At 67.5% G+C, this 25,648-nt stretch carries 29 protein-coding genes; 9 read left to right on the forward strand and 20 right to left on the reverse strand.

The window, feature by feature from the left end; all coding sequences use genetic code 11:
• Nucleotides 1-4: 4 nt before the first annotated feature.
• Nucleotides 5-280, forward strand: a complete 276-nt coding sequence (locus tag EDF18_RS16790; protein ID WP_082486596.1) for a helix-turn-helix transcriptional regulator — start codon at nt 5-7, stop codon at nt 278-280.
• A 23-nt stretch (nt 281-303) separates the two neighbouring features.
• Here EDF18_RS16790 and EDF18_RS16130 read toward each other — a convergent pair whose 3' ends face one another.
• The 8 genes from EDF18_RS16130 to EDF18_RS08765 form a co-directional block, all read right to left on the reverse strand.
• On the reverse strand, nt 304-876 hold the full coding sequence (locus EDF18_RS16130) for a hypothetical protein (protein WP_133739128.1): 573 nt from the start codon (nt 874-876) through the stop codon (nt 304-306).
• Nucleotides 877-1,411: 535 nt separating this feature from the next.
• Nucleotides 1,412-1,927, reverse strand: coding sequence for a hypothetical protein (locus tag EDF18_RS08735; protein WP_137846767.1), 516 nt, complete (start codon nt 1,925-1,927; stop codon nt 1,412-1,414).
• A gap of 367 nt (nt 1,928-2,294) precedes the next feature.
• On the reverse strand, nt 2,295-3,197 hold the full coding sequence (locus EDF18_RS08740) for a F510_1955 family glycosylhydrolase (RefSeq protein WP_148050071.1): 903 nt from the start codon (nt 3,195-3,197) through the stop codon (nt 2,295-2,297).
• A gap of 39 nt (nt 3,198-3,236) precedes the next feature.
• Nucleotides 3,237-4,520, reverse strand: coding sequence for a peptidoglycan DD-metalloendopeptidase family protein (locus tag EDF18_RS08745; protein ID WP_082486595.1), 1,284 nt, complete (start codon nt 4,518-4,520; stop codon nt 3,237-3,239).
• 1 nt (nt 4,521) lies between these two features.
• Nucleotides 4,522-5,178, reverse strand: a complete 657-nt coding sequence (locus EDF18_RS16795) for a M23 family metallopeptidase (protein WP_347876506.1) — start codon at nt 5,176-5,178, stop codon at nt 4,522-4,524.
• 399 nt (nt 5,179-5,577) lie between these two features.
• On the reverse strand, nt 5,578-6,159 hold the full coding sequence (locus EDF18_RS08755; RefSeq protein ID WP_056260071.1) for a DUF305 domain-containing protein: 582 nt from the start codon (nt 6,157-6,159) through the stop codon (nt 5,578-5,580).
• A gap of 87 nt (nt 6,160-6,246) precedes the next feature.
• Nucleotides 6,247-6,708: a hypothetical protein gene (locus tag EDF18_RS08760; protein ID WP_056260069.1), complete on the reverse strand. Its 462-nt coding sequence runs from the start codon at nt 6,706-6,708 to the stop codon at nt 6,247-6,249.
• Nucleotides 6,709-6,801: 93 nt separating this feature from the next.
• On the reverse strand, nt 6,802-8,901 hold the full coding sequence (locus EDF18_RS08765) for a heavy metal translocating P-type ATPase (RefSeq protein WP_082486701.1): 2,100 nt from the start codon (nt 8,899-8,901) through the stop codon (nt 6,802-6,804).
• 310 nt (nt 8,902-9,211) lie between these two features.
• Between EDF18_RS08765 and EDF18_RS08770 the strand changes: the two genes are divergently transcribed.
• A complete protein-coding gene (locus EDF18_RS08770) occupies nt 9,212-9,781 on the forward strand; it encodes a recombinase family protein (protein WP_123547484.1) in 570 nt (189 codons plus the stop codon).
• A gap of 239 nt (nt 9,782-10,020) precedes the next feature.
• On the opposite strand, the gene EDF18_RS08775 is transcribed toward EDF18_RS08770, so the two are convergent.
• The gene (locus tag EDF18_RS08775) at nt 10,021-10,542 is read right to left on the reverse strand and encodes a hypothetical protein (protein ID WP_123517387.1); all 522 of its coding nucleotides are present in this window, start codon (nt 10,540-10,542) and stop codon (nt 10,021-10,023) included.
• Nucleotides 10,543-10,753: 211 nt separating this feature from the next.
• On the reverse strand, nt 10,754-11,134 hold the full coding sequence (locus EDF18_RS16135; protein ID WP_137846771.1) for a nuclear transport factor 2 family protein: 381 nt from the start codon (nt 11,132-11,134) through the stop codon (nt 10,754-10,756).
• A 443-nt stretch (nt 11,135-11,577) separates the two neighbouring features.
• Between EDF18_RS16135 and EDF18_RS08780 the strand changes: the two genes are divergently transcribed.
• Genes EDF18_RS08780 through EDF18_RS08790 form a run of 3 tightly spaced genes read left to right on the forward strand, consistent with a single transcriptional unit; the run spans nt 11,578 to nt 13,900 of the window.
• Nucleotides 11,578-13,233 carry an FAD-dependent oxidoreductase gene (locus EDF18_RS08780; protein WP_123517386.1) on the forward strand — a complete coding sequence of 552 codons (1,656 nt, stop codon included), beginning with the start codon at nt 11,578-11,580 and terminating at the stop codon, nt 13,231-13,233.
• 53 nt (nt 13,234-13,286) lie between these two features.
• Nucleotides 13,287-13,586, forward strand: coding sequence for a rhodanese-like domain-containing protein (locus EDF18_RS08785; RefSeq protein ID WP_123517384.1), 300 nt, complete (start codon nt 13,287-13,289; stop codon nt 13,584-13,586).
• Entirely contained in the window at nt 13,583-13,900 is a 318-nt protein-coding gene (locus EDF18_RS08790) for a metal-sensitive transcriptional regulator (protein WP_123517383.1), read from the forward strand. Before EDF18_RS08785 ends, EDF18_RS08790 begins: the two co-directional genes overlap by 4 nt.
• Nucleotides 13,901-13,967: 67 nt before the next feature.
• Here the strand turns inward: EDF18_RS08790 and EDF18_RS08795 are convergent, their stop codons facing one another.
• The 6 genes from EDF18_RS08795 to EDF18_RS08820 all read right to left on the reverse strand — a co-directional run bounded on the left by EDF18_RS08795 (nt 13,968) and on the right by EDF18_RS08820 (nt 18,609).
• Nucleotides 13,968-14,372, reverse strand: coding sequence for a tautomerase family protein (locus tag EDF18_RS08795; protein ID WP_123517381.1), 405 nt, complete (start codon nt 14,370-14,372; stop codon nt 13,968-13,970).
• A gap of 70 nt (nt 14,373-14,442) precedes the next feature.
• Nucleotides 14,443-15,162: an FAD:protein FMN transferase gene (locus EDF18_RS08800; RefSeq protein WP_123547485.1), complete on the reverse strand. Its 720-nt coding sequence runs from the start codon at nt 15,160-15,162 to the stop codon at nt 14,443-14,445.
• 4 nt (nt 15,163-15,166) lie between these two features.
• Nucleotides 15,167-15,685 carry an FMN-binding protein gene (locus tag EDF18_RS08805; RefSeq protein ID WP_199732409.1) on the reverse strand — a complete coding sequence of 173 codons (519 nt, stop codon included), beginning with the start codon at nt 15,683-15,685 and terminating at the stop codon, nt 15,167-15,169.
• Nucleotides 15,682-16,962 carry a ferric reductase-like transmembrane domain-containing protein gene (locus EDF18_RS08810; RefSeq protein WP_233569078.1) on the reverse strand — a complete coding sequence of 427 codons (1,281 nt, stop codon included), beginning with the start codon at nt 16,960-16,962 and terminating at the stop codon, nt 15,682-15,684. Before EDF18_RS08810 ends, EDF18_RS08805 begins: the two co-directional genes overlap by 4 nt.
• 353 nt (nt 16,963-17,315) lie before the next feature.
• Complete coding sequence (locus tag EDF18_RS08815; protein WP_123517376.1) at nt 17,316-18,044, reverse strand: VIT family protein; 729 nt, start codon at nt 18,042-18,044, stop codon at nt 17,316-17,318.
• A 67-nt stretch (nt 18,045-18,111) separates the two neighbouring features.
• Nucleotides 18,112-18,609 carry a DUF2231 domain-containing protein gene (locus tag EDF18_RS08820; RefSeq protein ID WP_123517374.1) on the reverse strand — a complete coding sequence of 166 codons (498 nt, stop codon included), beginning with the start codon at nt 18,607-18,609 and terminating at the stop codon, nt 18,112-18,114.
• Nucleotides 18,610-18,814: 205 nt separating this feature from the next.
• Here EDF18_RS08820 and EDF18_RS08825 point away from each other — a divergent pair, with 205 nt between their 5' ends.
• The 4 genes from EDF18_RS08825 (at nt 18,815) to EDF18_RS08840 (ending at nt 21,981) form a co-directional block, all read left to right on the forward strand.
• Nucleotides 18,815-19,615: a phosphatase PAP2 family protein gene (locus EDF18_RS08825; protein ID WP_137846775.1), complete on the forward strand. Its 801-nt coding sequence runs from the start codon at nt 18,815-18,817 to the stop codon at nt 19,613-19,615.
• Complete coding sequence (locus tag EDF18_RS08830; RefSeq protein ID WP_233569079.1) at nt 19,612-20,274, forward strand: DedA family protein; 663 nt, start codon at nt 19,612-19,614, stop codon at nt 20,272-20,274. The genes EDF18_RS08825 and EDF18_RS08830 overlap by 4 nt, the downstream gene beginning before the upstream one ends.
• Nucleotides 20,261-20,932, forward strand: a complete 672-nt coding sequence (locus tag EDF18_RS08835; protein ID WP_123517401.1) for a response regulator transcription factor — start codon at nt 20,261-20,263, stop codon at nt 20,930-20,932. Before EDF18_RS08830 ends, EDF18_RS08835 begins: the two co-directional genes overlap by 14 nt.
• Nucleotides 20,933-21,015: 83 nt before the next feature.
• Complete coding sequence (locus EDF18_RS08840; protein ID WP_123547487.1) at nt 21,016-21,981, forward strand: HAMP domain-containing sensor histidine kinase; 966 nt, start codon at nt 21,016-21,018, stop codon at nt 21,979-21,981.
• A gap of 254 nt (nt 21,982-22,235) precedes the next feature.
• Here EDF18_RS08840 and EDF18_RS08845 read toward each other — a convergent pair whose 3' ends face one another.
• From EDF18_RS08845 to EDF18_RS08860, 4 genes are all read right to left on the reverse strand, one after another.
• The gene (locus EDF18_RS08845; protein ID WP_123547488.1) at nt 22,236-22,946 is read right to left on the reverse strand and encodes a zf-HC2 domain-containing protein; all 711 of its coding nucleotides are present in this window, start codon (nt 22,944-22,946) and stop codon (nt 22,236-22,238) included.
• Nucleotides 22,943-23,449 (reverse strand): sigma-70 family RNA polymerase sigma factor, encoded by a 507-nt coding sequence (locus EDF18_RS08850; protein WP_055801561.1) that lies wholly within the window; start codon nt 23,447-23,449, stop codon nt 22,943-22,945. Before EDF18_RS08850 ends, EDF18_RS08845 begins: the two co-directional genes overlap by 4 nt.
• 298 nt (nt 23,450-23,747) lie before the next feature.
• Nucleotides 23,748-24,254, reverse strand: coding sequence for a hypothetical protein (locus tag EDF18_RS08855; protein ID WP_158612599.1), 507 nt, complete (start codon nt 24,252-24,254; stop codon nt 23,748-23,750).
• Between the two features lie 428 nt (nt 24,255-24,682).
• Nucleotides 24,683-25,609 (reverse strand): sodium:calcium antiporter, encoded by a 927-nt coding sequence (locus tag EDF18_RS08860; protein WP_223269510.1) that lies wholly within the window; start codon nt 25,607-25,609, stop codon nt 24,683-24,685.
• Nucleotides 25,610-25,648 lie beyond the last annotated feature (39 nt).

A 25,648-nucleotide genomic window follows, 5' to 3' on the forward strand; every position in this document is an offset into this window, starting at 1 on the left:
CGGCATGGGTAGAACTGCGCGCGCGAAACCAGCCGCGTTGGCCCCGTCCCCGTGGCCAGACGTTCGCTCGAACGACCCGATCGGGGAAGTGGCTCGCAGATTCGCGCAGAACCTTCGTCAGGCCGTCGGCAGTCGCAGCATCCGGTCGGTAGCCGAAGCTTCAGGTGTCACCCATACGACCCTGCTGAGCGTCCTTGCGGGCCAGGTGTGGCCGGACCTCGAAACGATCGCGAAGCTCGAGCGGGGGCTCGGCGTATCCCTCTGGCCGCGCCACAGCTGATCGTTCCAACGTGGCGGTCTCGGTCATGTCGATTCATCAGGCCTTTGCCCGCCCCCGGGGGCTGTCTGCGGCGAGGCTCTGTCGGGAACGTCCACCATGGTCACCTCGTCGGCCCTGGGGATTGGTGCGAACCGTTGCTGGTCGGCAGTGGGAAGTTCGTCGAGCCAGACTGCTCCTCGCTCTACCAGCCGGGCTCGAAGTGACGTTCCGGTGATGTTCTCTGCGGCGTCAGTGACCGGAGTTGCCTCGAGTTGGAACTCGCCGAGCCTGAGGCACAGCTCGAGATAGGTCAGATAGGTCTGTCGCACATGGGCCAAGAGCTCGTCGGGGGCATCTTCGGTACTCGTCTCGCGGAGCACGTCCGACGTCGGTGCCCAGCTGATCGACGCCTCGTGCTCATCTGTGGCTGCTGTGAGGCCCGAGAGTGGGCCGGCAGGATGAGCTCTCCATGTGACGCTGCTGCTTGGCCGGGCTAGGAGCGAGTCGCTCAGGTCCAGGACTAGCCCTTGAATGGTGATGATGCCGAAGGCCTTGCGCTGCCCCGAGGTCGGCTTCGCTTGTTTGCTTGCATTCATGGTCATTACTATTACCACCATCCATGCGAAGGGTCCAGGATCACGAAAAGTTAGAAGGTGGCGGGGTGGCCGAGGGCGAGCAGGCTGGAGGGCAACACGCGATTGTCGGATTAGGCGCGAGCCCGCCGCGCGTGGTCGTGTGGGGGGCGGATGTCTCGCGCGAGGCTCCAGGCTGGCGACTTGTTGGAGTCGATCTGGGAATGAGGGACGGGAGGCCCTTCGGGTCTCTCCACTTCGAGGCGGTTGACGGATCGCGCCGCGCTCGGGTCGCTGTCCGGTGGGACCACGTGTACGACCAGTTGCAGTGCTTCGTCACGGATCGGAGCTTTGCGGCGGAGGGTGAGCGCCTCGAGCGAGATGCTCGGCACCGTGTCGGCACGCTGATGGCCGCGTACGCGCAGATCGGGCTTGCAATCGTCGCTGGAACTGTCGCAGAAGGCTCACTGAGGGCCGCTTCGAACCTCGTGCCGATCGGTCCGAGGCATCCCGATTGATTGCCACTCGGGGGGTGGCGCGGTGAGCCCAGAACCCTTCGCAGAGCATCGGCCCAAGGTGATCACTCCTCGTAGTCGACTGCGCCTTCGATGACGAGAAACAGCATGAATAGCTGTTCTGCGAGCACTGCCAGGTCATAGGCGACGTCTTCCACCTGTGCCACGGTCAATGGGCGGTCCACCGTCCCTTTGGCCCTGACCCGGCTCGCCGAAGCTGGTCCTTTACCCGGTGTGGTCCACGCCCCGTGCAGCAGGTGGTTCCGGCTCTCCATCGCAACCCTCGAGTCGGCGGACAATCGCGTGAACATGTCGCGGACCTGCCCCTCGAAGCGGTGCAGCTTCACGAGCTTTGCGCCCAACTCGAGCAGGCCGCTGAAGGAGGCTCCCCGAGTCACCACAATTCCTATTTCGTTTGTCTCGCGGTCATCGTCGCTGACGAGGGCCATGACTGTGAACGCCAGCGTGCGCTCCAATCGAGCAGACCAGTACGCGACCTCGCCCATCGCGACCAGGTGCTCTCGATCGAGGCTGGTGGCGCGTACTCGGGCACGGTGTTCGGGAGAGGGGCGCTCGATCATGCATCAGCTCCGAGGGAGGCGGGCACCGATGCTAACGGGGTGACCGTCAACGGCTTGACTGGCGATAGGTGCCCAGGAGCCGACCGGGTGGCCAGGTTTCTTCCTGGCCCGCCCTCGCTTTTCTGCATCGGCTGGGCCGACCCTCCAAGACCTGCCTGGGCGTCATGCGGGGCTGTGAGGTAGGGAGCGACGATCGGCGAACAGGCGCATTCGAGGAGGGGCGACGAGGTCATTTCGGCAGTGTCACATAGGGGCCCGTCACCGGAATCTGTTTCGGACCACCTATCTGCGACAGTCGGATCAGTGCAGCTCTGAGGAAATGGTCGAGGTTGGCGATCGTCCGGTTGACGATCGCTAAGCCGCTTCTCTACTCGTTCTGCTTGAGCGTCAAAGGCACGGGGGTCCAGGTGCGGCCGTTGTCGTGACTGACGACAATGGCTCGATCATCGACGGCGAATTGAACGGTCTTGTCGCCTATGTCGATGATGTCGAAGGCTTGCGGTTGGCCTTCGAGCTGTCCGACCTGTGACCAGGTTGCGCTCCCTGGATCGAGAGACCATACGGTGCCGTCAATGGTTGCGCCAGCGATCGAATATGCAGATGAGGCGACGTGCACAAGTGGCGGCGCCTCGGGGCTAGGGGTCAGGGTGGTGCCGCGGTCGGTGCTGCGTTCCAGACCATCGGGACCTGCGGCCCAAAGGATCTCGGGGTTGGCCGAGTCGACGGCCAGTGACAGGGCCGTTGTTGTTGCTTCCGTTGTCCAGGTCGCACCGTCATCGTCGCTCCGAAGGATGGCCTGGGTGGTCGAGTTCAGCCCAAGGACGCTATCGGCGGCCGTCGTCAGGTCGTGAAAGTCGGCTTTGCCCTCCAGGCTGATGGTCTGCCACGTTGTCCCCGAGTCCTCACTGCGAAGCAGCCCCCGGTTGGACGGCGCTGTCGTCGGAGCGGTGACTGCGGGGTGGCCTGAGGCGATGAGTACGTCTTGCGGCGTGGTCGTGAGCCCCATGACGTCGAACCGGTCGTCACCGACCGGGATCAACGGTGCCTCTCGGGGGCGATCAGGGTCGACCGCGGTCAGGGCGAACTTCCACAGGCCGGTGTGTGTGCCCACGAGGACAACGGGGGAGTTGTCCACGTGAGCAAACGCGTGGACGTGTTCCAGGGATGCGTCAGCCGTCGGAGGGGCGGTGGTGGCGTTCGTGCACGCGGCCATGCCGAGGATCACTGCAGTCGTAGCGGCGAGTGCGGCGAGGGCTTTCGTGGGGCGCATGTGTGACGTGGTGATGGTGGTTTCCTGTCGGGCGGGCGGTCAGCCGAGTCGAATGCCGCGGGCGGACATGAAGGGCGCGGGGTCCGTGGAGGTACCTCCTGGTCGCACTTCGTAGTGCAGATGGCAGCCGGTGGACCCGCCTGTCGAACCGGCACGAGCGATCAGTTGCCCGGCTTCGACCCGCTGGCCGCGGCTGACGAGCAGCCCACCGTTTTCGATGTGGGCGTAGCCGGTCTGAATGCCGTTAGCGTGTTCGAGGAGGATCCAGTTGCCGTAGCTGCCGTAGACCCCTGAGTAGGCCACGGTGCCGGCCGAAGCGGCGTAGATCGGTACCCCGCATCCCCCAGCGATGTCGATCCCGGAGTGCAACTTCCAGACCCGTTGAATGGGGTGAATTCGGTACCCGTAGGCGCTGACCATTCGACCGGTGGTGGGGTTGGCCCATCCGCTCCCGGCTACTTGACCGGCAGACGTTGCAGCCGCGGCCGCAGCGGCAGCCCGGGCAGCTGCTTCCGCCTGGATGCGTGCCCGTTCTGCGGCGCGGGCAGCTTCGCCGGCGGCGAAGTCCTGCTCGGTCGCGGCACGCTGATCCGTGAGCACGGCAAGCTGCGCTTGCAGCTCAGCTTGCTTGTCGACTTGCACTGCCAGTGCCTCATCGGCTGCCGCGGAGGCAGCCTCGGCGTCCCGGCGGGCGTCATCGGCTTCCTGGCGGAGAGCGTCGCGGGCGTCCCGGGCGAGGGCCGCCTGATCGCCGAGGCCCTGAGCGATGTTCTGATCCTGGCTTGCGTCGACGTAGATGCCTTGGCTTGTTTCAGCGAGCTTGTCGGCAAACCCCAGCTGAGAGAGAAAATCGTCCGGGTCCTGGGCGCCGGTGAGCAGGGTGCTGGTCAAGTCCTGGCCGCCGCTGCGTGCTTGCGACGCGATGATCTGAGCTGCCCGGTCTCGAGACTGGGTGGCGGTGGCCTCGGCTGTGCGGGCCTGCTCCTGGAGTGTGTCTGCTTGGTACGCCGCGTCGAGGAACTGAGCGTCTGCTTCCTCGTACTCGGCGCCACGGGTCAGAGCGAGCTCAGCGCTGGCAGTGGCCGCGGAGTCGAGTTCTGCGATCTGCGTCGTGATCTGCGCCACGAGGGCCTGGCCTTCCGTTTCGGAGGCACGAGCTGCTTCGACCTCGGCCCACGTCGGGTACTCAACTGCGGACGCCTGCCCCACCGGGGTGAGGACGGCAACAACCATCGCCACCACCGTGATGCTCCCCAGAACGAGCCTCACCCGGAAGGGACGGATGATGTGGCCACGACCGGGTGGCTGTTGTGCGGGCGTCATGTCAGAGCACCCGGCCGGCGTTGGTTTCGAGCCACAGCTGCGGGTCGATCTGAAGTGTGCCGCCAAGCAAGATGCTCAGGTGCAGGTGCGCACCGGTGCTGACCCCGCTGTTGCCTACCCGGCCCACCAGGTCCCCGACATTGACACGGTCTCCGACCCGCAGGGGGCTGGAACCGAGGACCATGTGGGCGTAGAGGCTGCTGACGGTCTGGCCATCGATCTGGTGGTCGATGATGGCGTACTGCCCGTACGCCCCGCCCATCCCCGACACACGAACGGTGCCGGCAGCGATCGCCCCGATGGGGGTGTTCTTGCCCGGGACCATGTCGATTCCCTCGTGCATGGCCGAACACGCACCGCACGGCCGCGCCCGGGGCCCGAAGTCCGAGCTGAGGGGGGTTACCCCAGGGAAGGGCCACCGAATGTCCCCGGTCCCGGTATTGACCTGGGCTGCTGCTCCGGCACCTCCCGAGGTAGCACTTTGTGTGGTGGCGAGTGCTTGCTCGGTCACGGCGTAGCCGTCTCGACCGTCAACGGACAATGCCACCACGGAGGCGGCAAGGGATTGTCCACTGATCGGGGCAACAACACTCGTCGGGGTGGCCCCGCCCGCCAGATCAGAGGCAGTAGCCGGGGTCGTGTTTGCGGTGAAGAACATCGCCACCGCCAGCGCCCCGATAACAGGACCCAGGGTGCGGAGCTTGCGGGGACGAGCCGGTACCGACCAGGCGCTCTCGGGGAGCTGCTCCACAGCCCACGGCCGGGCTCGAGGTGCTGCTCCGGGAAGTGTTGCTCGAAGCTTGGTTCGGGCGGTGGATGGGAGCGGTTCTGCTGCTTGGTAGGTGCGTCGGCGGGGGGCCGACGGTGAGGAGGAGGGGCCGGCGGTGCGTTCGCGGGCGAGCGCTTCCCGGCGAGTGAGGGCGGCAGGAGGCACGGGGGCAGAAAGATTTTGGGGCACCAGGAAGCTTTCGATGGTGTGAGAAGTACGACGGGTGCGCGGGCACAGGGCACCGCCCAGGGGCAAGGCACCGGCTGGGTGCCTCGTCCCGTGGAAGGGTCAGAGGGAGCTGAGAAGGCTGTCCATCTGGTCGATCTGTGCCGTCTGAGATTCGACGATGTTCTTCGCCATCTCGACTGCGTCGGGGTTTTCCCCGCCGTCGACTTCCTGCTGCGCCATGTCCACGGCGCCCTTGTGGTGCTCGGTCATCTGCTCCAAGAACAGGCGTGACGCCTCCGTGCCCGAGGCATCCTCGAGGGAGGTCATGTCGGATTCGCTCATCATGCCGTCCATGGAGTGATCCATCGACGCAGACGTGTCCTGACCCCAGTCACCCAGCCACGTGGTGAGCTGATCGATCTCAGGCCCCTGCTCGTCCTTGATGGTTTCTGCCAGCGCGAGGACGTCGGAGTCGACGGTGTCGCCCTTGCTGATGAGGGTGTCGCTCATCTCGACGGCCTGCTCGTGGTGGGGCAGCATCATCTGGGCGAACATGACGTCCTGGTCGTTGAACACCGCCGCCTCAGAGGCAGCGGACGATCCCGAGGACGTGTCGGAGGTGGAAGTGTCGGCGCAGCCAGCGAGGGCCAGCGCGGCGATGACGGCGGTGGCGCCAACGAAGAAAGTTTTGGTGCGGTTCATGGTGTGTGTCCCTTGGGGTGAGAAAGTGTGCGGCACGCTGAACGGCCGCGGGTCTCGTATCGGGGAGCTGGTCCCCAAGGGGCAGGTTTAGACGCGGAGAATGCTGAGCTGCGCCAGATTCGGAGCAGGGCGCAGGACGGTGATTGTCGGCAGTGCCGGCATCGCGCCCAGGGTCTTAGACAGGATGAACAAGGCGCGGGCTCCCCGGCGTCGCAGGAGCGCCCAGGTGGACACGATCAACACCATCAGGCAGGCCATGCCCATGATCGCGCAGAGCATCGCGCAGAGCCCGCCGCAATCATCAGCGCCCGCCACGGTGACGTCGCCTGTGCCCGCAGGCGCAGCCGAGAACGCCGTGGTGGTCGCGGTGGTGTCGTGGGCTGTTGCGGCGTCGTGTTCGTGACTGGCGGTTGTGGTGGCCGTGTGGGTTCCGGTGTGACCGGCGAGCGTGTGCATTAACAGGGCACTACCGACCAGAAGAAGAATCAGCACCACCGCGGTCGCCAGACGCCCCAACCCCGTAGGGATGCGCGTCGGGTGGCCGGTCATGACTCTCCTTTGGTGTAGTCGGTCAGAGTGTACAAGTCGAAGACGAGTGCACCCAGTGGGTTCCGGGCGTCGCGAGCTGAGGTGAGACGCCGGTCAGCGGTGGCGGTGCAGGACCGTCTCGACGCTCGCTTTGGGGCTGAGATCCAAGCGTCGAAGCAGTTGAGCATTGAGGGCGACAACGATCGTGGACACCGACATCAGGAGCGCGCCGATCGACATGGGGAGGATGAACCCGACAGGGGCGAGCACCCCGGCAGCGAGAGGCACGGAGAGCAAGTTGTAGCCAGCAGCCCACCAGAGGTTCTGGGTCATCTTCCGATAGCTGCTGCGGGACAGTTCGATGACGGACAGCACCGACCGTGGGTCATCCGAGGCCAGGATCACCCCTGCGGAGGCAATGGCGACGTCTGTTCCCGCACCGATCGCAATCCCGACGTCGGCCTGCGCGAGGGCCGGGGCATCGTTCACCCCGTCACCCACCATCGCCACTTTGTGACCCTCCGTCTGGAGCTGTTTGACCTTGGAGGATTTGTCCTCGGGGCGGACGCCGGCGAAGTACCGGCTGATGCCCAGCTCCCGGGCAACGGTCGAGGCGACAGCGTCGGCGTCGCCGGTGATCATCACCGGCTCCACACCGAGCGCTTTTAGCGCGTCGATCGCGTCGCGGGACTCCGGGCGCACCTCATCAGCCAGCGCAAGCGCGCCCGCCACATGCCCGTCGATCACGATGTGCAGAATGATCGAACCGTCCTCCCGCCACGTGTTCGCGATCTCAAGTTCGGTCCCGTGTTCCTGGGTCAGCAGGGCAGGGCCACCCACCTGCACGTGCCGGCCGGTCACCGTGGCGCTGACACCGACCGCGGGGGAGGAGGTGAAGTCAGTTGCCGGCGCCAGGGCCAGGTGTCGTTCGCGGGCGGCAGTCACGATCGCTTTCGCGAGGGGATGCTCGGAATCGTTCTCCGCGGACGCCGCGAGGGCGAGGAGTTCGTCCGCGGACATCGTGCCAACAGGTTCGATGGCGGTCACGGCCGGGGTGCCTCGGGTCAGGGTGCCGGTCTTGTCGAACAGGACAACGCTGACGGTCCGCATGCTCTCCAACGCCAGGCGGTCCTTGACGAGTACCCCGCCCCGGGCGGCGCGCTCGGTCGCGATCGACACGACCAGGGGAATCGCCAATCCCAACGCGTGAGGGCACGCGATCACCAGCACGGTGATCGTCCGAATGACGGCCTCGTCGGGTTGTCCCACCAAGCTCCACACGATCGCGGTGATGATTCCCGCACCCAGGGCTAACCAGAACAACCAGCCCGCCGCGGTGTCGGCGATCCTCTGCGCGCGGGAGGAAGAGTTCTGTGCGTCTGTGACGAGGCGTTGAATGCCGGCCAGGGCGGTGTCGTGCCCGACTGCGGCGACGGTGACTCGGATACCGGAATCGGTGGCCACGGTTCCCGCGATGACCTGGTCGCCAGCCGCCCGGCGAACGGGGCGAGATTCCCCGGTGATCATCGACTCATCCATGCTCGCCGATCCGTCCGTGATGACCCCGTCAGCGGGCACTCGGCCCCCAGGACGGACGACGATCACATCCCCTACGACAAGAGATTCCGGCGGCACGGTTTCGGTGGTGTCCCCAGTGACACGTTCGGCTTCGTCGGGGAGGAGGGCGGCGAGAGAGTCAAGGGCTGACGTGGTCTGGGCAAGGGAGCGCATCTCGACCCAGTGACCCAGGAGCATGATCACGATCAGGAGCGCCAGCTCCCACCAGAAATCGAGCGCCGCATCCAGAAGCGACAGGCTTGCCCCAAGGGATGCGATGAACGCCACCGTGATCGCCAACCCGATGAGGAGCATCATCCCCGGTTTCCGTGCCCGCAGCTCCGACACTGCCCCGACGAGGAACGGCTTCCCGCCCCACACGTACATCACGGCTCCCAGGAGCGGCGAGACCCAGGGAACCCAACCTGCGTCGGGGAGGCCATAGCCCAAGAGCATCGAGAACATGCTCGAGAACCCCACGACTGGGACTGCGATGACGAGCATGATCCAGAACAGTCGGCGGAACTGCGCCACATGGTCGCCGTGCCCACCATGACCTGAGCCGTGGTCATGACCGGAGGTGTGCCCCGACTCCTCGGAACCTGCATCGTTGGCCTCGAGAGTGCCGTGAGTGTGCTGGTGTTTGGACTGCGCCATGAGCGTGCCTCCCTGCGTGCCCACAGATGGGCACTCGCGGCCTACCACCATGCCATTTGCATGGCCATCACCGGACCCAACCATATACCCCCCCAGGGTATATTCCCGTTTTACTAGGTTCGATTCGTGATGGGCGAGCAATTGATGAATGCACCGGTGAGCGACCGTCTCGTTAGACGGTCGTTCATCGGGACACCTTCTGGGGCCGCTCTCGGTCGGGTGAGGTCAAGTGGCGCCTGGCCTGCGGATTCGCGTATGCCTGTCCCGCAAAATTGCCCGGTGATGGGGGTCTGAACGCTACAGTCGCCTCATGCTCATCGGATACGCCCGCGTCTCGACGTCCGGACAGGATCTCGCAGCACAACGTGATGGTCTTAAGGCACTTGGTGTTGACGATGATCACGTGCATGTTGACCACGGGCTCTCGGGGACGACTCGAGCCCGGCCGGGCCTCCGCGAGGCGTTGGCCGCGTGCCGTGCCGGCGACGTCCTGGTCGTCACCAAGCTCGACCGGCTCGCCCGTTCGCTGCGCGACGCGACCGACATCGCGGACGAGCTGACGAAGAAGGGCGTTGCCCTGAATCTCGGGGGAGCGGTCTACGACCCCACCGACCCGGTCGGCCGACTCTTGTTCAACGTCCTCGGCATGGTGGCCGAGTTCGAGGCTGACCTCATCCGTGCCCGCACTCGGGAGGGCATGGCGATCGCCAAGGCTGCCGGCAAGCTCCGCGGCCGCAAGCCCAAGCTCACCGCCTCCCAGGAGAGGCACCTCGTGCAGCTGCACCGCACCGGCGCCCACACGACAAGCGAGATCGCGGAGCTTTTCAAGGTGGCCCGTTCGACGGTCTATCGAGCGATCCAAAGAGCCGAGCAGGCCTAGGTGGCACCCGGAAAGACGGAGCCTCCCCGCCGAGAGCGCCTGAGGAACGGCCGCCGCCGTCCGGCGCCACCGCGGACACGCGCTGAATGGCGACGGGATCGCGCCAACAGTGGAGCTCCTGCCTGGTGGCCTCGACCGTCATTGTGGCTGTGGAGGTGGTTTGTCCGGCCCGTCCTGCGGTTCTGTGAGCGCGTCCTGCGCTTCGTGTTCGACGGCCTGTAGGACCCAACGCCAGTCCATTAGCCCACGGCATACCAGGGCTCAGCGAGGCCTGTTTCCAAGCAGCGCAGCGACGAACGCAGCATCTTCTGGAGCTGGCCGAGTTCCTGCGAGCTCCATCTGTTCAGCGCATCCGAGCGGCTGTCATCGGTGAGGTACGGGAACTGTCGTTCGACCAATTTGTCGTAGACGGCTTGCACTGCTCTGGATCGAGACCGGGGGAGGTGCAGTGAGTGGCGGACATCGTCGGCCAAGTTCACGCAGGTGAGGGCCGCCTCCTCGTCGAGCGTGTTCACCTTGCGATCCAGGTAGTCCTTGACCCCACGCACGTCGACGATGCTGAGGGCCTCCGGCGGGCCGCTCGGCCAGGACTGCTGCTCCGCATGGCAACGTGCCGCGTCTTCGGTGGGAAAGGTCTCGACGAGCGTGCCCTGGGTCGCGATGGCATCTCGTGTCTCGTCGTCGACGTCCTGTCCCCACCAGATGAAGCGGGGCCGAGGGCCGAGATCGACCCGGACAGGCCGCCCGTCATCTATGCGCATGTCTTTGGTCTACAGGTGTTGAGATAGCGCTGCCTACTGCTGCAGGGAGGTGTTTGCGCATCTTCGTAGAGGAAAGAGGAGCGCCTCGGCTTCCGCAGAGTGTCGTTGTCTCGATAGGCGATCGCCCCTCGGGCAGTCAGAAACGATCGTTTCCGAGCGACAGCACCCAGCCTGCCGGTTGGGTGCTGGCGTAGAACTCGAGCCCAGGGGTCTATGCGGACGGTTCGGCGCTGCCCGCCACTACTTGCCAACGACCCTCGATGATCGACCAAAAGCGGCGGTACATCATGCGAGCCTCCATGCGGTGGCCTTTATCGAATACGACGATGTCCACGAGCGACGATGTCCGGCCATGACCATCTTGTTCCAGAGTTGACCGATGAAGCTCGGACAGCTTGTCGAATCGTGTTGCTCCCGAGGCATGAGCATCGAGATCAGCTGCACGGCCGATCACTGACCCGCCCGGCAACTCGAAGGTCAGGCGCTCGTAAAACAACTCACGAAGATGGCTTACGTCGCCACCGCGCATGGCTTGGTGAAGAGCATCTTGGGCTTGGTCGATGGAGCGTCCGTGATCGTCCCGCGTCGTCATGTGACGAGGCTAGTGTGCGGTTTCCGCAGACTGCGATTGACCACAAAACGATCGTTTCTGCATGCCCGGTAGACGACCCCTCACCGAGAGGGATTCCGGGCCGACCTACAGAGACGATCCGCGTTCTGCAACTACGGGAGAGTGGCCGGCGCCTTCGAGTGTCCCGCAACCGATCGACTTCTTCGCGGCCAGGCGGAGGTCACCGTCCGAACAGGCGCGAGAAGAAACTGCCCTCGCTCTTTTCCTTCACGTGGCCAGGGCATCGGTCCGCCCGTCGCACGCCGGCCATCACCTGGTCGACATGCTGGCCACAGCCAGCCCAACTTGCCTTGCCGCACACCTTGCAGGTCACCTGTCGGCACATGGGGAGTCCTCTCGTTCAACGGTCGCCGTCGACTGACGGCACTAGACGAACGTATACCCCCCGGGGTATCGTGGCAAACATGAGAACGATCATCATCGGAGGTGTCGCCGGCGGTATGTCCGCGGCGACCCGACTGCGTCGCCTGGACGAGAGTCGCGACATCCTGGTCTTCGAGCGGGGCGCGTACGTGTCCTTCGCCAACTGCGGCCTGCCCTACCACGTGGGCGGCATCATCCCGGATCGCTCGTCGCTGCTGCTGCAGACGCCCGAGTCCTTGTCCGCGCGCTTCGCGCTCGACGTCCGCGTCCGCCACGAGGTCACCGCGATCGATTCCGCCGCCAAGACCGTGGAAGTCGTGGACCTCGCGACCGGGCGACGCTCAGTCGAACCGTACGACGACCTCGTGCTCGCTGCGGGCGCTGGAGCCTCTGCCGGCGTGACGGCAGGCGTCATCCCGACGCACACCCTGCGCAGCGTCGATGACGTCGACCACGTCAACGCCGTTCTCGACGGGACCCCCAGGCAGGCCGACGTCCTCGTGATCGGGGCAGGATTCATCGGCCTCGAAGCCGTCGAGAATCTCCTTGCCCGCCATGCACGGGTCACCCTCGTGCAGCGTGGAGCGCACGTCCTCTCTCCTCTCGACCCCGAGATGGCCGCTCCGGTGCACGACGTGCTCGTCGCCGCCGGCGTCGACGTCCGCACGGGCACGACGGTGACGGGGACATCCGGTGGCCTGGTGGAACTCAGCGACGGAACGACCGTCGCCGCTGATCTCGTGATCGAGGCAAGTGGCGTCCGCCCCGAGAGCCGCCTCGCCCGGGAGGCGGGACTCGTCATCGGGCCCACCGGAGGCATCGCCGTCGACGGCCACCAGCGGACCAGTGACCCGTCGATCTGGGCCGTCGGAGACGGCGTCCAGAAGATCGACCACCTCGACGCTGAACCGACCCTCGTGACCATGGCAGGGCTCGCCAACAGGCACGGCCGAGCTGCGGCGGACGACATCGCCGGCGCCTCCGCGACCGCAGCCCGGCCCGCCCTCGGGACGTCGATCCTCGGCGTCCTCGGACTGACCGTGGCGTTGGTTGGGTGGAACGAGAAGCGCCTCCGTGCGGCAGGACGTGACGTCCGGGTCGTGCACACCCACCCGTCCTCGCACGCCGGCTACTACCCAGGAGCACAGCAGATGGCGATCAAACTGCTGGTCGACCCGGTGAGCGACCAGATCCTCGGCGCCCAGATCGTGGGGCGCGACGGCGTCGACAAACGCATCGACGTAATCGCCGTCGCGATGACCGCCGGCCTCACCGGCAGTGCCCTCTCCGAGCTCGAGCTCGCCTACGCACCCCAGTACGGGTCAGCGAAGGACGCGATCAACATGCTCGGCTACGTCGCCGAGAACACTGCAAGAGGTGCGACGCGCACAGCGCAGTGGCACGAACTCGACGCACTGATGGCGTCCGGGGCGACCCTGATCGACGTCCGTTCAGCGGCTGAGCACGAGGCCGGTTCCATCCCCGGTGCCATCTCGCTTCCCCTGGACGATCTCCGGGCTCGGCACACCGAACTGCCCGCCGGGCCGCTCGTGGTCCACTGCCAGGTGGGTCAGCGTGGCCACACGGCCGCCAGACTCCTCACCCAGCTCGGCCACGACGCCCGTAACCTCGACGGCGGCTGGCTCACCTGGCGCGCCGGCATCGCAGCCCACCGCTCTGCCACGGCAACAGCCTGACCCCACGACACTCGCAAAATCGCCGATCCGAAACACTCCACGAAAGAGAACCCATGAACCAGATCACCGTCGACCAGCTCGCCGCCCTTGAGGCCCCCGTCGTCATCGATGTCCGCGAGGCAGACGAATACGCCAGCGGCCACGTCCCCGGCGCCCGCAACCTCCACCTGTCCCAGCTCGAGGATCGCCTGGGCGACGTGCCCACGGGCACCCCGGTGCACATCATCTGCCAGTCCGGAGGCCGAAGCGCCCGCGCGACCGCCACACTCACCGCCCACGGCTACGACGCCGTCAACGTGGAAGGCGGCACGTCCGCATGGATCGCCGCCGGCAACCCGGTCGACCGCGCATGACCGACACCGCCCCCACTGACGGCGCCCTGCACGACCCCGCCGCGATCCGCAAGGTCGCCAACCGTCTCAAGCGCGCCCAAGGACAGCTCGCCGCCGTCATCACGGCGATCGAGAACGGGGGCGACTGCCGCGACGTCGTCACCCAACTCGCCGCCGTAAGCAGCGCCCTCGACCGCGCTGGCTTCGCTATCGTCTCGACGGCGATGCGCGAATGTCTCATCGCCGACGAGGACACGGAGCCCGTCGACGGCATCGCGGCGGGGCGAAAGCTCACGGTCGACGAGATCGAGAAGCTCTTCCTCACCCTCGCCTGAGCGCACCATGGAAGTGTCCGTCAGGCAATCGGCTGTCGCGACAGTGTTTGGGCACTGGTGTTGGTGGTCAGTTTCCCGGGGTGGTGAGTTCTCCTGTCGTGTACTGGGCGCGGCCGAAGCCGAACGACCAGTCGGCGGGGCCGTTCTCGACGAAGCCGATCACCAGGTCCTCGCCGGCGACGCCCACCGTCGCCAGGTTCTCGGCCAGGGTGCGGAAGAACTCCTGCTTCTCGTCGGTGCTGCGCCCGGCCTGCGTGAAGATCTGGATGATGACGACCTGCTCGGAGCGCTCGATGCCGAGCCCGACGTCGAGGGCGGTGAGACGGCCGGGGGCGTGCTCGGTGACGATCTGGAAGCGGTCGCGCTCGGGCAGGCTGTACACGTCGACGAGGGTCCGCATGAGGGTGTCGCCGATCGCGGCGATCTGCTCGTCCGAGCGGCCCTCCACGAGGTCGATCCTGATGAGGGGCATCCGTGTCTCCTGTCGTCGTGGTGGGGCGGGAGCTGCAGCTCCGGCACCAGCTGTACTCGGGCCGCCTGGGTCACGGCCCCGAGAGGCACGCGGGCTCGCTCGTGCGGTCGACCGTGACGATTTCGACGGGCCAGCCCCGTTCGGCGAGCGACCTGGTCGCGGGGCCGCCGGCGAGGACCGCGGTGGCGAGTACGTCCGCGGTCATCAGGTCGTCAGCGATCACGGTCACCTGCCGGTAGGTGCTCTCCGGATCGGTCCGCCAGACGTGCTCGCCGCGCTGGCTCGTGCCCGAGGTCGCGACAGCTCGTCGCGCGCCGTGGAGCGACACCACCCGCAGCACGTGCTGCGGGTGGTCGGGGTCTGCCAGCGCGACGTTCCACGGGTGCGCGGGTGTGCCTCCTCGGGTCAGGATGTCGCCCCCGGCGTTGAGGCACCAGCGCTCGTGGCCGGTGGCGTCGAGGACGTCGCCGGCGGCCTCGGTCGCGGCTGCCTTGATCGTGCCCGCGAGGTCGACCGTGCCGTCGGGGCGGTGTGGCGTGAACGCCCCTGCGGTGTCGGCACGCCAGCGGACGGCTTCGGCGTAGCACTCCCTGTGAGCGTCCGACGAGCGCAGGAGCGACAGCCGGCCGTCGGCGATCCGCGACGCGGGGGAGTCGGGGCGCCAGCGGCTGAACTCGCGGTCGAGGTCGTCGAACACCGCCTCGACCGCGTCGAGGGTCGCCGTGTCCGCAGCGCCGCCGTCGACGAGGACCGACACGACGGTGCCCATGGCGCGGAAGACGTGGGTCACCGTGTCACCGGGCCTGGTCGAGGGCGGACTGCAGCGACTGGAGGTACCCGTCCGAGGTGTACGTCGCACCCGAGACGGTGTCGATCGACGCGGACTGGGCCGCGACGGCCTCCTGAGCCAGGACGGGCGCGGCGCGGGCGCTGATCTGGACGCTGCGCCCGTCGTCGTCGGTGAGGTGCAGCGCGGTCACGTCGCCGAAGGTCCCGCCGCTGATCGTCACCTGCACCTGGACGGTGCCGTAGCGGGTGGAGACGGCCGTGCCGGTGTACGTGCCGTCTGTGAGGCCGGTCGTGGCGGCGGGACTGCTGCCCGAGGTGTCCGACGACGACGGGCTCGACGACGGGGCCGCACCGGCGGTGCCCGAGGTGCCTTCGGTGCCGGTGCCGCCCGACGACGGAGCCGCTCCGGCCAGTGGCTGCACGAGCGAGGTGGTGGCGGACAGCTGGGTCACGGTCGACTCGACGCCGACGGCGAGGATGCCGGCGGAGACGAGCAGGCCGCCGATCACGATGCGTGCTCTCACCAGTCGAACCTCTCCCTGTGCAGCTGGTCGGCCGGCAGCCCGGCTGCGGCGGCGTCCTGCTCGACGAGGTCGCTCCAACGTCCGGGGCCGCAGACGTACAGGTCGGAGTGGGCGAGGTCGGGGAACACGCTCGCGGCCGTGACGCCACGCGAGGTGTCGCCCTCGGCCAGCCAGGACGCGGGCCCCCTGCCCCGGGGGCCGACGCTGACGGCGACCTGGTGACCGCGGGCGTGCGCCCAGGCGACGATCTCGTGCCAGAGGAACGTCTCGCGCTCGGACCGGGCGCGGAGCAAGATCGTCACGGCCCCGGGGGGTGCGTCGAGGCGCTCGAGGAACGCCCGGACCGGGGTGACGCCGATGCCGGAGGCGGCGACCGCGACCCTCGTGGAGGTGCGGACGGCCTCGGTGAAGATCCCGTAGGGGCCGGCGAACGAGACACGGGTGCCGGGGCGGAGGGACGCCAGGGAGGCGCTGCCCCGGCCCAGGGCGCGGACCGTGAGGCGCATGCCCGTCGCGGTCGGCGCGGCGGAGAGCGAGATCGGGTGGGCGTGCCACCAGAGCCCGGGCGCCCAGAACCGCCACACGAAGAACTGGCCGCCGACCGCGCCGAGGCGGTCGAGGTCACGGCCGTGCAGGTGGACGGAGACGACGTCGTCGGCGATGCGCTCGACGCCCGTCACGACCACGCCGTGCCGCAGGGACCTGAAGGCGGGGAGCGCGAACCGGAACACGGCCACCGAACCGAGTGCCACCACGTACAGGGCGATCCAGTACGCGCGCTCCCAGCTGCCCTGCGCGAGCATCTGCCCCTGTGAGAGCTGGTGGGGGATCGCGACGGCGACGGCCGCGTACGAGAGCAGGTGGATGGCGTGCCACCCCTCGTAGGGGAGCACTCTGCGGACCGCGACGATCGAGGTCCACACCACGGCGACGAGGCCTCCCAGGCCGAAGAACGCCAGCAGCACGTCGGGGGTGTTCCACAGGCCGACTGTCTCGGCCACGACGCTGTCGCCTGCCTCGACCGCGTAGCCGCCGATGAGCAGGCCCGCGTGCGTCAGCAGCAGGTACAGGGCCGGCTTGCCGAGCTTGCCGTGATGGGCCATCGCGGCGTCGTGACCGACCAGCCGGTCGATGACGGGCAGGCGCGCGGCGAGGACGAGCATGACCAGGATCAGGTCGGTGCCCACTAGGCCGGTGACGATGCCGGCGGAGATCAGGACTTGCCCGGGGCCGGAGACGTCGACGCTGCCCGAGGTCAGCCAGAGGGTGACCGCCATCGCCGCAGAGGCCCACACGGCGATCCCCAGCAGGTCGACTGCTGCCCGGCGACGGCGTGCCTTGGCGGCAAGGGGACGGACGGCCGTGAGGTCGCGTCGTGAGGTCGACCGAGTGGGTGGGGAGGGCGGAGCCGGTGGGGTGTGGTGCAACGTCGCGGTCATGGTGTGTCCGTTCGGGAGCGGCCTGCCGAGCCTGCGGGTCTCACCGGAGAGGTGGACAACACCGATCAGAACGCGTGAACCTATGGGCCACCTATGACAAAACCCGGGTCAGGCCATGGGTTCTTGATGCTCTCGGCAAGTTCCCGAGATGGGGGTTTTCTGAGTCGGTATGTGCTGTCGGGGAGGCCGGCTCAGGCGATCCCGGCGGTGCCGAGCAGGGTGCCGACGAGGTAGGTCGCCGCCAGGGCGAGCGCGCCGCCGACGACGACGCGAAGGGTCGCGCGTCCGACGGCACCCTGGCCCAGGCGTGCGCCGAGTGCGCCGGTCGCGGCGAGGGCGAGGAGCACGACCAGGACGGTGACCGGCACGCGCAGCCTGGCAGGCGTCAGCAGGATGGCCAGCAGCGGCAAGATTGCACCGGCGAGGAACGCGATGGCGGACGAGAGGGCGGCGTGCCAGGGGTTGGCGACGTCGGCCTCGTCGATGTGCAGCTCGGCCGACAGGTGCGCTGCGAGGGCGTCGCGCTCGGTGAGCTCGGCGGCGACGCGGGCGGCGGTGTCGTCGCTGAGTCCCTGGGCGCGCCAGAGTGCGGTCAGCTCCTCGAGTTCTGCCTCGGGGTCGGCGGCCAGCTCAGCGCGCTCTTTCTCGATGAGTGCTCGTTGGCTGTCGGTCTGGCTGCTGACCGAGACGTACTCACCGAGGGCCATCGAGATCGCGCCGCCGACCAGGGCGGCGATGCCGGCGGTGGCGATGGCCGGGGTCGATGTTGTCGCCCCGGCAACACCGACGACGACTGCGGCGACGGAGACGATTCCGTCGTTTGCGCCGAGGACGCCGGCACGGAGCCAGTTGAGGCGCCCGGCCAGGCTCCCGGCGTGGGGCTCGTCGGGATGGGTGGGGAGAGGTGACGCGTCAGTCATGACGCCATCACAGCACCCGAGGGGTTCGGCTGCCACGCAGCGGAGCCTGCCCTCACCATCTCGGGTGTCATCCCTCGCTCGAGTCCGACCAGACGGCCTCCGCGCCGGAGTGACCGATCCGGACCGTCGTGACGATCCCCCCGATGCTCGTCCCCACGGCCAGCACGATCAGCAGGGCGCCGACGATCAGTCGTGCGCTGCCACGGACCGCAGGACGAGGCCGCTGCTCTTCCGGGGTCAGCACCCAGTGTTGCCAGGCCCACTGCGCCACAGCGACGATGAACGCCGCGATTGCCCAAGGAAGCAGGGTGTCGCCCAGCTCCGTGTGGGTTTCGAGCAGGGCGCTGCCACCGACCCGCTCTTCCAGCGATTCACCCGACGACGTCGCGAGGGGCACGGCGATCAGCGAGACCAGGGCGATCAGTGGGGTGATGATGCCGAGTCGTCGTCGAAGCGCGGGCCAGAATGCCCCGACCAGGATCAGCAGGGACGCTGTCGGGAACGCGACGGTGACGAGGTGGACGATGAGCGGGTGCAGGGGGAGGCCGTTGAGCTGCCAGTCCATGGATGGTCTTCTCTTTCTCGCAGTTCACGGCGATCAAGTCGCGATTAATGCCCGGGGTGAGGGCGAGGAAAAACCCCGTAGTGACTTTCGCGCGTCAGCTCCCAGAATTCCCCCAGAAACTCGCTGGGCAGCGACGGCCCGGATGCTGACGAGCCCGCGAGTACGTCTGGGCGGTTTCTGGGACGGCCGGGCGGAGCCTGCGTGCATGACCGTCTTGCACCGTGCGCCCTCATCGGCGCCTCCTCGCGGCCGCACCGCGCCTCCTGTGTTCCCCGCCGTCCGAGCGGTCGTCCACGACCGGGCGTGGGCGGCGTGGGGCGCGACCGGCGTCGCTGGCGTCGTCGTCGCCGGGCTGCTGACCACCTGGGGCGCGGGCGGCGTGAGCGAGGTCGACCTCGACCTCGTGCAGCGCGCGAGCCGTGCGCACGTTCCGGTGCTCGACGAGGCCTCCTTGCTCGTGGATCGCCTGCTCGCGCCGCAGCTGGGCGCGGCCCTCGTGCTGCTGCTGGTCGTGGCGGTGTGGGTCGTGAGCCGTCGCGCGGCTGCCGCCCTCACGGTGCTCGGCGTCGCGGTCGGGCCATGGGCCGCGGCCGAGCTGGTCAAGCTCGTCGTGCAACGCGACCGACCCGACCCAGGGCTCCTCGTCGACCCCCTCATCATCGAGCCGCACTCCTTCTCGTTCCCGAGTGGCCACACCGCCCTCGCGACAGGGCTCGCACTCGCACTGGTCCTGATCGCCTGGGGGCATCGCCGCACAGGGGTCGTCGTCGCCATGTGCGGGGCGGCGGTGGCGGTCGTCGGGCTGTCTCGCGTCTGGGTGGGCGTGCACTACCCGAGCGACACGCTCGCCTCTGTCGTGCTCGGCTGCTCGGTGGTGGCGCTGGCCCTGCCGCCGTGGCTGCGCCTCCTCGACCGGGTCCAGCGGCGCTCGGGGACTGGCCACCCCATCGGACCGTCTGCGCCGAACTCCATCCCGACCATCGACCAAGGACGGACCCGGGCGTGAGCATCCTCGACCCCCAGACCCTCCTCGCCGGCATGGGCCCGTGGGCCCTCGGCGGCCTGTCGCTGATGATCTTCGTCGAGTCGGGCCTGCTGTTCCCCTTCCTGCCCGGCGACTCGCTGCTCGTCACCGCAGGGCTGCTGCACCAGAGCCTCGGCCTGAGCGTCGCGGTGATCGCGCTCTGCGGGTTCCTCGCGGCGGCGGCCGGGGACCAGGTCGGCTTCTTCCTCGGCCACCGGTTCGGGCGCCGCTGGTTCCGCCCCGACGCCCGCGTGCTCAAGACCGCGCACCTCGAGCAGGCCCAGGCGTTCTTCGAGCGGCACGGCGGCAAAGCGCTCGTGCTCGGCCGGTTCGTCCCCGTCGTCCGCACCTTCGTGCCCCTCGCCGCCGGCACCAGCGGCTACCCGTACCGCCGGTTCATCGTGTGGAACCTCACCGGTGCGTTCCTCTGGGCCGTCGGCATGACGGTGCTCGGATCACTGCTCGGTGGCCTACCGTTCGTGGCAGACCACATCGACCTGCTCGCCGTCGGGCTCGTCGTCGTGTCGGTGCTGCCGATCGTGGTCACCGCCCTGCGGCGTTCGCACGCCGCCCGGGCCTCGAACGACACCGAGCCGACGACGACGACGAGAGACGAGGAGGCGGTGGGTGACCGGTCCTGACACGCGCCCGCGCCTCCTGCTGGTCGAGGACGACCCTGGACTCGGGCCCATCGTGGCCGACGTGCTCGGCGAGGCCTGGCAGGTCGACCTCGTGGCCGACGGCCGGCGGGGGCTCGAGGCCGCACGAGCTGGTGGGTACGCCGTGCTGGTCGTCGACCGGCGCCTCCCGGGGCTCGAGGGCACCGAGCTCGTCGCGACCCTCCGTCGTGAGCACGTGACGACGCCGGTGCTCATGTTGACCGCACTCGGCACGACCGCCGACCGCGTCGCGGGGCTCGACGGCGGGGCTGACGACTACCTCGTCAAGCCGTTCGAGTTCGACGAGCTGTTCGCCCGGCTGCGCGCCCTGACGCGGTCGTTCGCCGCCGAGGAGCGCTGGCTCGACGTGGGCGAGGCACGCCTCTACCCCGAGAGCCGCATCTTCGTCACGCCGTGGTCGAGCCGCGTCGTGCTGAGCGAGCGGGAGAGCGCACTGCTCGCCGAGCTGGCGCGGTGCCCCGACCACACCTTCGACCGGGCGGACCTGCTCTCCCGCGTGTTCCCGCACGGCGAGCAGCTCGGCACCGTCGACACCTACGTCAGCTACCTGCGCCGCAAGATCGACCGCGACGTCGTGCTGACGGTGCGGGGGAGCGGCTACCGGGTGGGCGCCCTGTGAGACGGCAACGAGGGACCGAAGTAGACCGAGTCGCCGACGACGCAGCACTACGGACCGCCGCGCGATCCATCGGCCTGCAGATCATGCTCGTCTCGGCCCTCGTCGTCGTGGGTGCACTCGCCCTAACGATCGCGTGGGTGCTGCACCAGACCGTCCCCAAGGAGCGACTTGAACAGGTCGCCGCCGCTGGCCAGGGCGAGGTCTTCGTCTCAGCAATCGACGTCGTGGCCGGCCTCATTGTGCTCGGTATCGGAGGCGTCGTCTTCGCCGGGCTCGTGACTCTGGTCATTGCCCGACGTGCCGTCCGGCCACTCGGCGACGCGCTCCGCGTGCAACGACAGTTTGTCGCCGACGCCAGCCACGAGCTCCGCACGCCCCTCGCCGTCCTGGACGCCCGCCTCCAGGCGCTGCAACGCAAAATCGCTGGCGGCGCAGCGACAGCCGACGACAAGGTCACCGCTGACCTAGCGAGACTCCGTGACGACTCGCGGGCCCTGATCGACATCGTCGGTGACCTGCTCGAAGCAGCGGGAGGAGACTCTTCCGCTGCTTCGACCATGTCCCACCCCGTGCATCTCAACGACGTGGTCGAGGACGTCCTTCGGTCAATGTCGGTGCTCGCTGACAAGCGCGATGTAGCCCTGCGGTACGACACTGTTGGCTCCGCACACGTCGACGCGCCGACTGCGAGCCTCCGCCGCGCGGTACTTGCCTTAGTCGACAACGCCATTGGCCACGCCCCCTCGGGATCAACCGTGACCGTGTCGACCCGCCTCGAGCGTGACTCGGCCATCATCACGGTAACGGACGAGGGACGAGGCATAACGGGTATCAAACCAACCCGGGTCTTCGACCGGTTCGCCCGCTCAGACCCGGCACCCGAAACCACTGGGACGAACGCACACGCCAGCCGTCCCAGCTTCGGCATCGGCCTCGCACTCGTCAGAGAGGTTGCTCTTCGTCACGGCGGCAGTGTCCGGGTAGCCGCAACTTCCCCCACCGGGACGACGCTTGAGCTGGTCCTACCGACCTCAAATCAGGGGACCTGACACCAGTGACCCAGGCGCCCGATAGGAGAGCCTTCACCGAGATACGTTTCGGACTGACCTATCGAGACGGCAAGGTCAGCGCACTTCCGGAGGAGTGGTTGAGGTGCGGACGCGTTCGGTGACCGATCCGCCACCGAGAGCGATTTCGGACCGATTTATCGAGACGATCTGGGCCCCGCAACTAAGAGGGAGTGGTCGCAGCCAACGAGCGTCCGGTGACCGACCGTCTAACGGGCGGCTTGTTCGGGAGGTGCTCAGGTGTCTAGCCGAGCCAACGCGACCGTGGATCCCTGCAAGCGGATTTCTACACTCGTGATCTTCAGGCTGGGAATAGCCGTCGACGCAGACAGATCTGCGGCACGCGAGCCAGCTGCGTCCCACGTCGCGACGGTAAGCGTGGTGTTGTCCGTTTGTGTGACCACGAGCTCGTATCGGGAGTTGTCTGGCGCATCCGCGCCGTAGTCGCAGTTCCAATCGAGCCTCGTGCCCCAAGATCTCTCCTCGATCTGCAGACCGGCAGTAAGGGTGGTGGAGTCAGTTCCGGGGTCCATGGGCTGGAACGTCATTTGGGCCGTCGCTGGGCCGACGTCGTTTCTTGCGCCCACGGCGAGCCCCCCGAAGACGGCGGCAGCAACAGCAGCGGCAACTGCGAGAGCCATGACTCCTCGGCGGCGGCGTTGACTCTTGCGGAAGCGGTGGGCCATCAGCGACAACGTTTCTGATGGCGCCTGAGTTTCATCCATACCCAGAGGTGAATGGATGGCAAGGGCCTCTTCCGGCGAGATTCGGCTCAGGATGCCTGGGAGACCCGCAAGTTCCGTCACCGCTTCACGGCAGTTGGCGCAGGTACTGAGGTGCTGCTCGTATTCGCGACGTTCATCGGTGGGGAGCGCTCCGAGGACGTAGGACGCGTCCCAGTCTTGGTAACGGTCCTCGTTAGCTTGAAGATCGGGATGCTCAGTCATCGTGTGACGCCCCTTTCTTGGAGGGCTAGCCTCAGCCCGCGTAACCCATAGTGGAGCCGCGATTTCGCGGTTCCTTCTGGGATGCCAAGCCGTCTCGAAATTTCAGGAATGCTCTGACCAGCGAAGTACGCATCGATGACGATCTGACGGTGGTGGTCGGAGAGCGACGCCAGCGCGTCCGCAACGATGATGCTGTCCAGGACGGCATCAGTGCGATCGAGAGCAGTGCCTTCTACCTCGCCAAGGGCTGCCACTTCTCGTCGACTCCGGGCAGATCGTGCGTCGTCGATGACGAGGCGCCGAGCGACCGTGAACAGCCACGCTTGAGCCGCATCCTTGTCGAGCTCCAGCACCTTAGGACGCTGCCATGCTCTCAGCATCGTCTCTTGAACGATGTCCTCGGTCAGCGCCGCGTTCCGAGTGAGGCTGTGTGTGTAACGGCGAAGCGCCCCGCCGTGGCACTCGAACAATGTCGACAAAAGCTCGTCACTGGCTCGGGCCATGACCTTCACCGCCTCGCGCCAGTGAAGTCCGGCTAGTGCCTGATCCAGGACCGCCTCTTGTCGTGCCTGTATCGAGCGCACCGAGGAACGCCGATGCGCACCAGTGATCGAACCTCATGCCATCGACCAGGCCAGGACATGGGTTCACCGTCTGAGCGGAAGCAGTCGACGTATTCGCACCCACTGTCTCTGCCTTGATGTCGATGAGCACTGCCTTGTGGCTCCTTTGCTCGGGTGGGGTTGTGGAGCTGCGAGGGCCTGCAACCCGGAGAGTTCTGTCCGGCAGGCACGCGCGCGATCAGGAGGCTGGGGTCGCTGCGCCCTCAGTGGCTGCTTCCATGTTGATCGTGCCGTCCGGCTGGAGGACGTACCAGGCATCCTTCACGCCCTGTCCGTTGACCTGTCCAGGTTCGGTGTCCTTCGCGAACCGGTACACCGGCCAGCCGTCGACGGTCAGCTGGGTTGTCCCGTCCGTGCGGGTGAGGGAACCGATCTCGCCCGTGATGCCTTCTGGGGAGGACGTGTCGGAGGCTTCAACTGCCGGCCAGGTCGTGGCGCATTCGTCGTAGCAGTTGCTGGTGCCCGAGTCCTGCTCGTCCATCTTGAACGTGTAGATCGTGTACCCGGCGTCGTCGGTGATGATCTCGCCCAGGGGAGACGTTGCGGTGCCGAGGACTGCCGCTGCCGCGGTGGTCTCGGCGGGGGCCGGCTCGGTGGAGTCGGTCGTCGTGGATGATTCGGCAGATGTGGTGCACCCGGAGAGAGCGGCCGCCGCCAAAACGGCCGTCGTGAGGGTGATGGTCATTCGCTTGTGCATGATTCCTCCTGCTGGTACGCCGGCCCAGGTAGCCCGCTTACTACGAACACGATGCAGCTCATCCAGAAGTTCATCCGTGGCCGAAAAAGATTGGCGGTCGCAGGCAGCCGTCCTCACTCCCGGCGAAACGGGTGGCAGACGCGAGTGGCAACCCTGCACCGAGGGCACCGCTGTCACACATCATCACTCTGGGCCACTGTTCGCAGCTGCGGCGTCACGCCCTGCTGGACGACGTGACTATCCATGTTCACGACGTGATCTGGTCTCGAAACATCCCCCGGGACCGGATTACGGCGATCTCAGACGTCGGCCAGGTCGAGTACAAGGACGCCCGCGGCTACAGCAGCATGGGCGCCTTGGTCAACTTCCACGGCTCATTGGGCTTGACGGTCGCCAGTGTCGCCGGGCTGGTCCTGTCAGCCGAGCGTGATGGCGACGAGGCCACCGATGCCGACCGCGTAGAGCACGAGCACGACGAACGAGTCCACGCCCATGCCCGCGATGCGTCGTCGCGGCCGAAAGAGCAGGCCGACGGCGTAGACGAGCGTGAGGAGCGCGGCGAGGGCGGTCAGGTAGACGTCGCTGGTGTTCGACTGGGGCAGGATCGCCTGCCCGGAGATGACCGTGGCGACGAGGAAGAGCACGGGCAGGAAGGCGTTGCCGCCGAAGATATCGCTCATGGCCAGGTTGTCGTCGCCCTGCTTGACGGCCTGCAACCCGGTCGAGATCTCGGGCAGGCTCGTCGCCAGGGCCAGGACTGTCGCGCCGAACAGCACACCCGACAAGCCGATCTGCGACGCGGCCGCGTCGCCCGCGCGTTCGAGCACGACGCCGGCGACGAGCGTGGCGAGGGCCGACAGGCCGAAGACGACCGCGGCCTTCTTCGTGCTCATGGTCGTCGGCGACGGGTTCGAGCGCGTCCGGTGTCCGCGCGGTCGCGGCGTCGACGTGTCAGGTGCCGCTCCGGCCTCGTGCCACGGCAGGCCCTTGCCGGCACGCCGGACGAGGAACAGGCCCACGAGCCAGATGACGGCGATGAGGACGACGTCCGGCGTCAGGCGCGCCACTGTGAGCGAGGACGGCAGCTGGGTTCCGGCGATGACGACGGCGAGGACCGCCACCACGACCAGTGCCTCGAGCAGCAGCCCTAGGGAGGCCGCGCGATAGGTGAGGGGGTGGACACCCTTGCCGCGTTTCCCGAGGGCGTCCAGGACGACGAGGACGACCGTCTGAAGGGCGATGCCGCCGAGGATGTTGCCCGCGGCCACCTCGAGCGAGCCCGAGAGGGCGGCGCTGACCGTGATGGCGATCTCGGGCAGGTTGGTCGCCACCGCGAGGACGATGAGTCCGCCGAGCGCGCTACCGAGGTGGAGTCGGGAGTC

Origin of the sequence: Frigoribacterium sp. PhB107 (assembly GCF_003751515.1) — a bacterium.
Classification (GTDB): Bacteria; Actinomycetota; Actinomycetes; order Actinomycetales; family Microbacteriaceae; genus Frigoribacterium.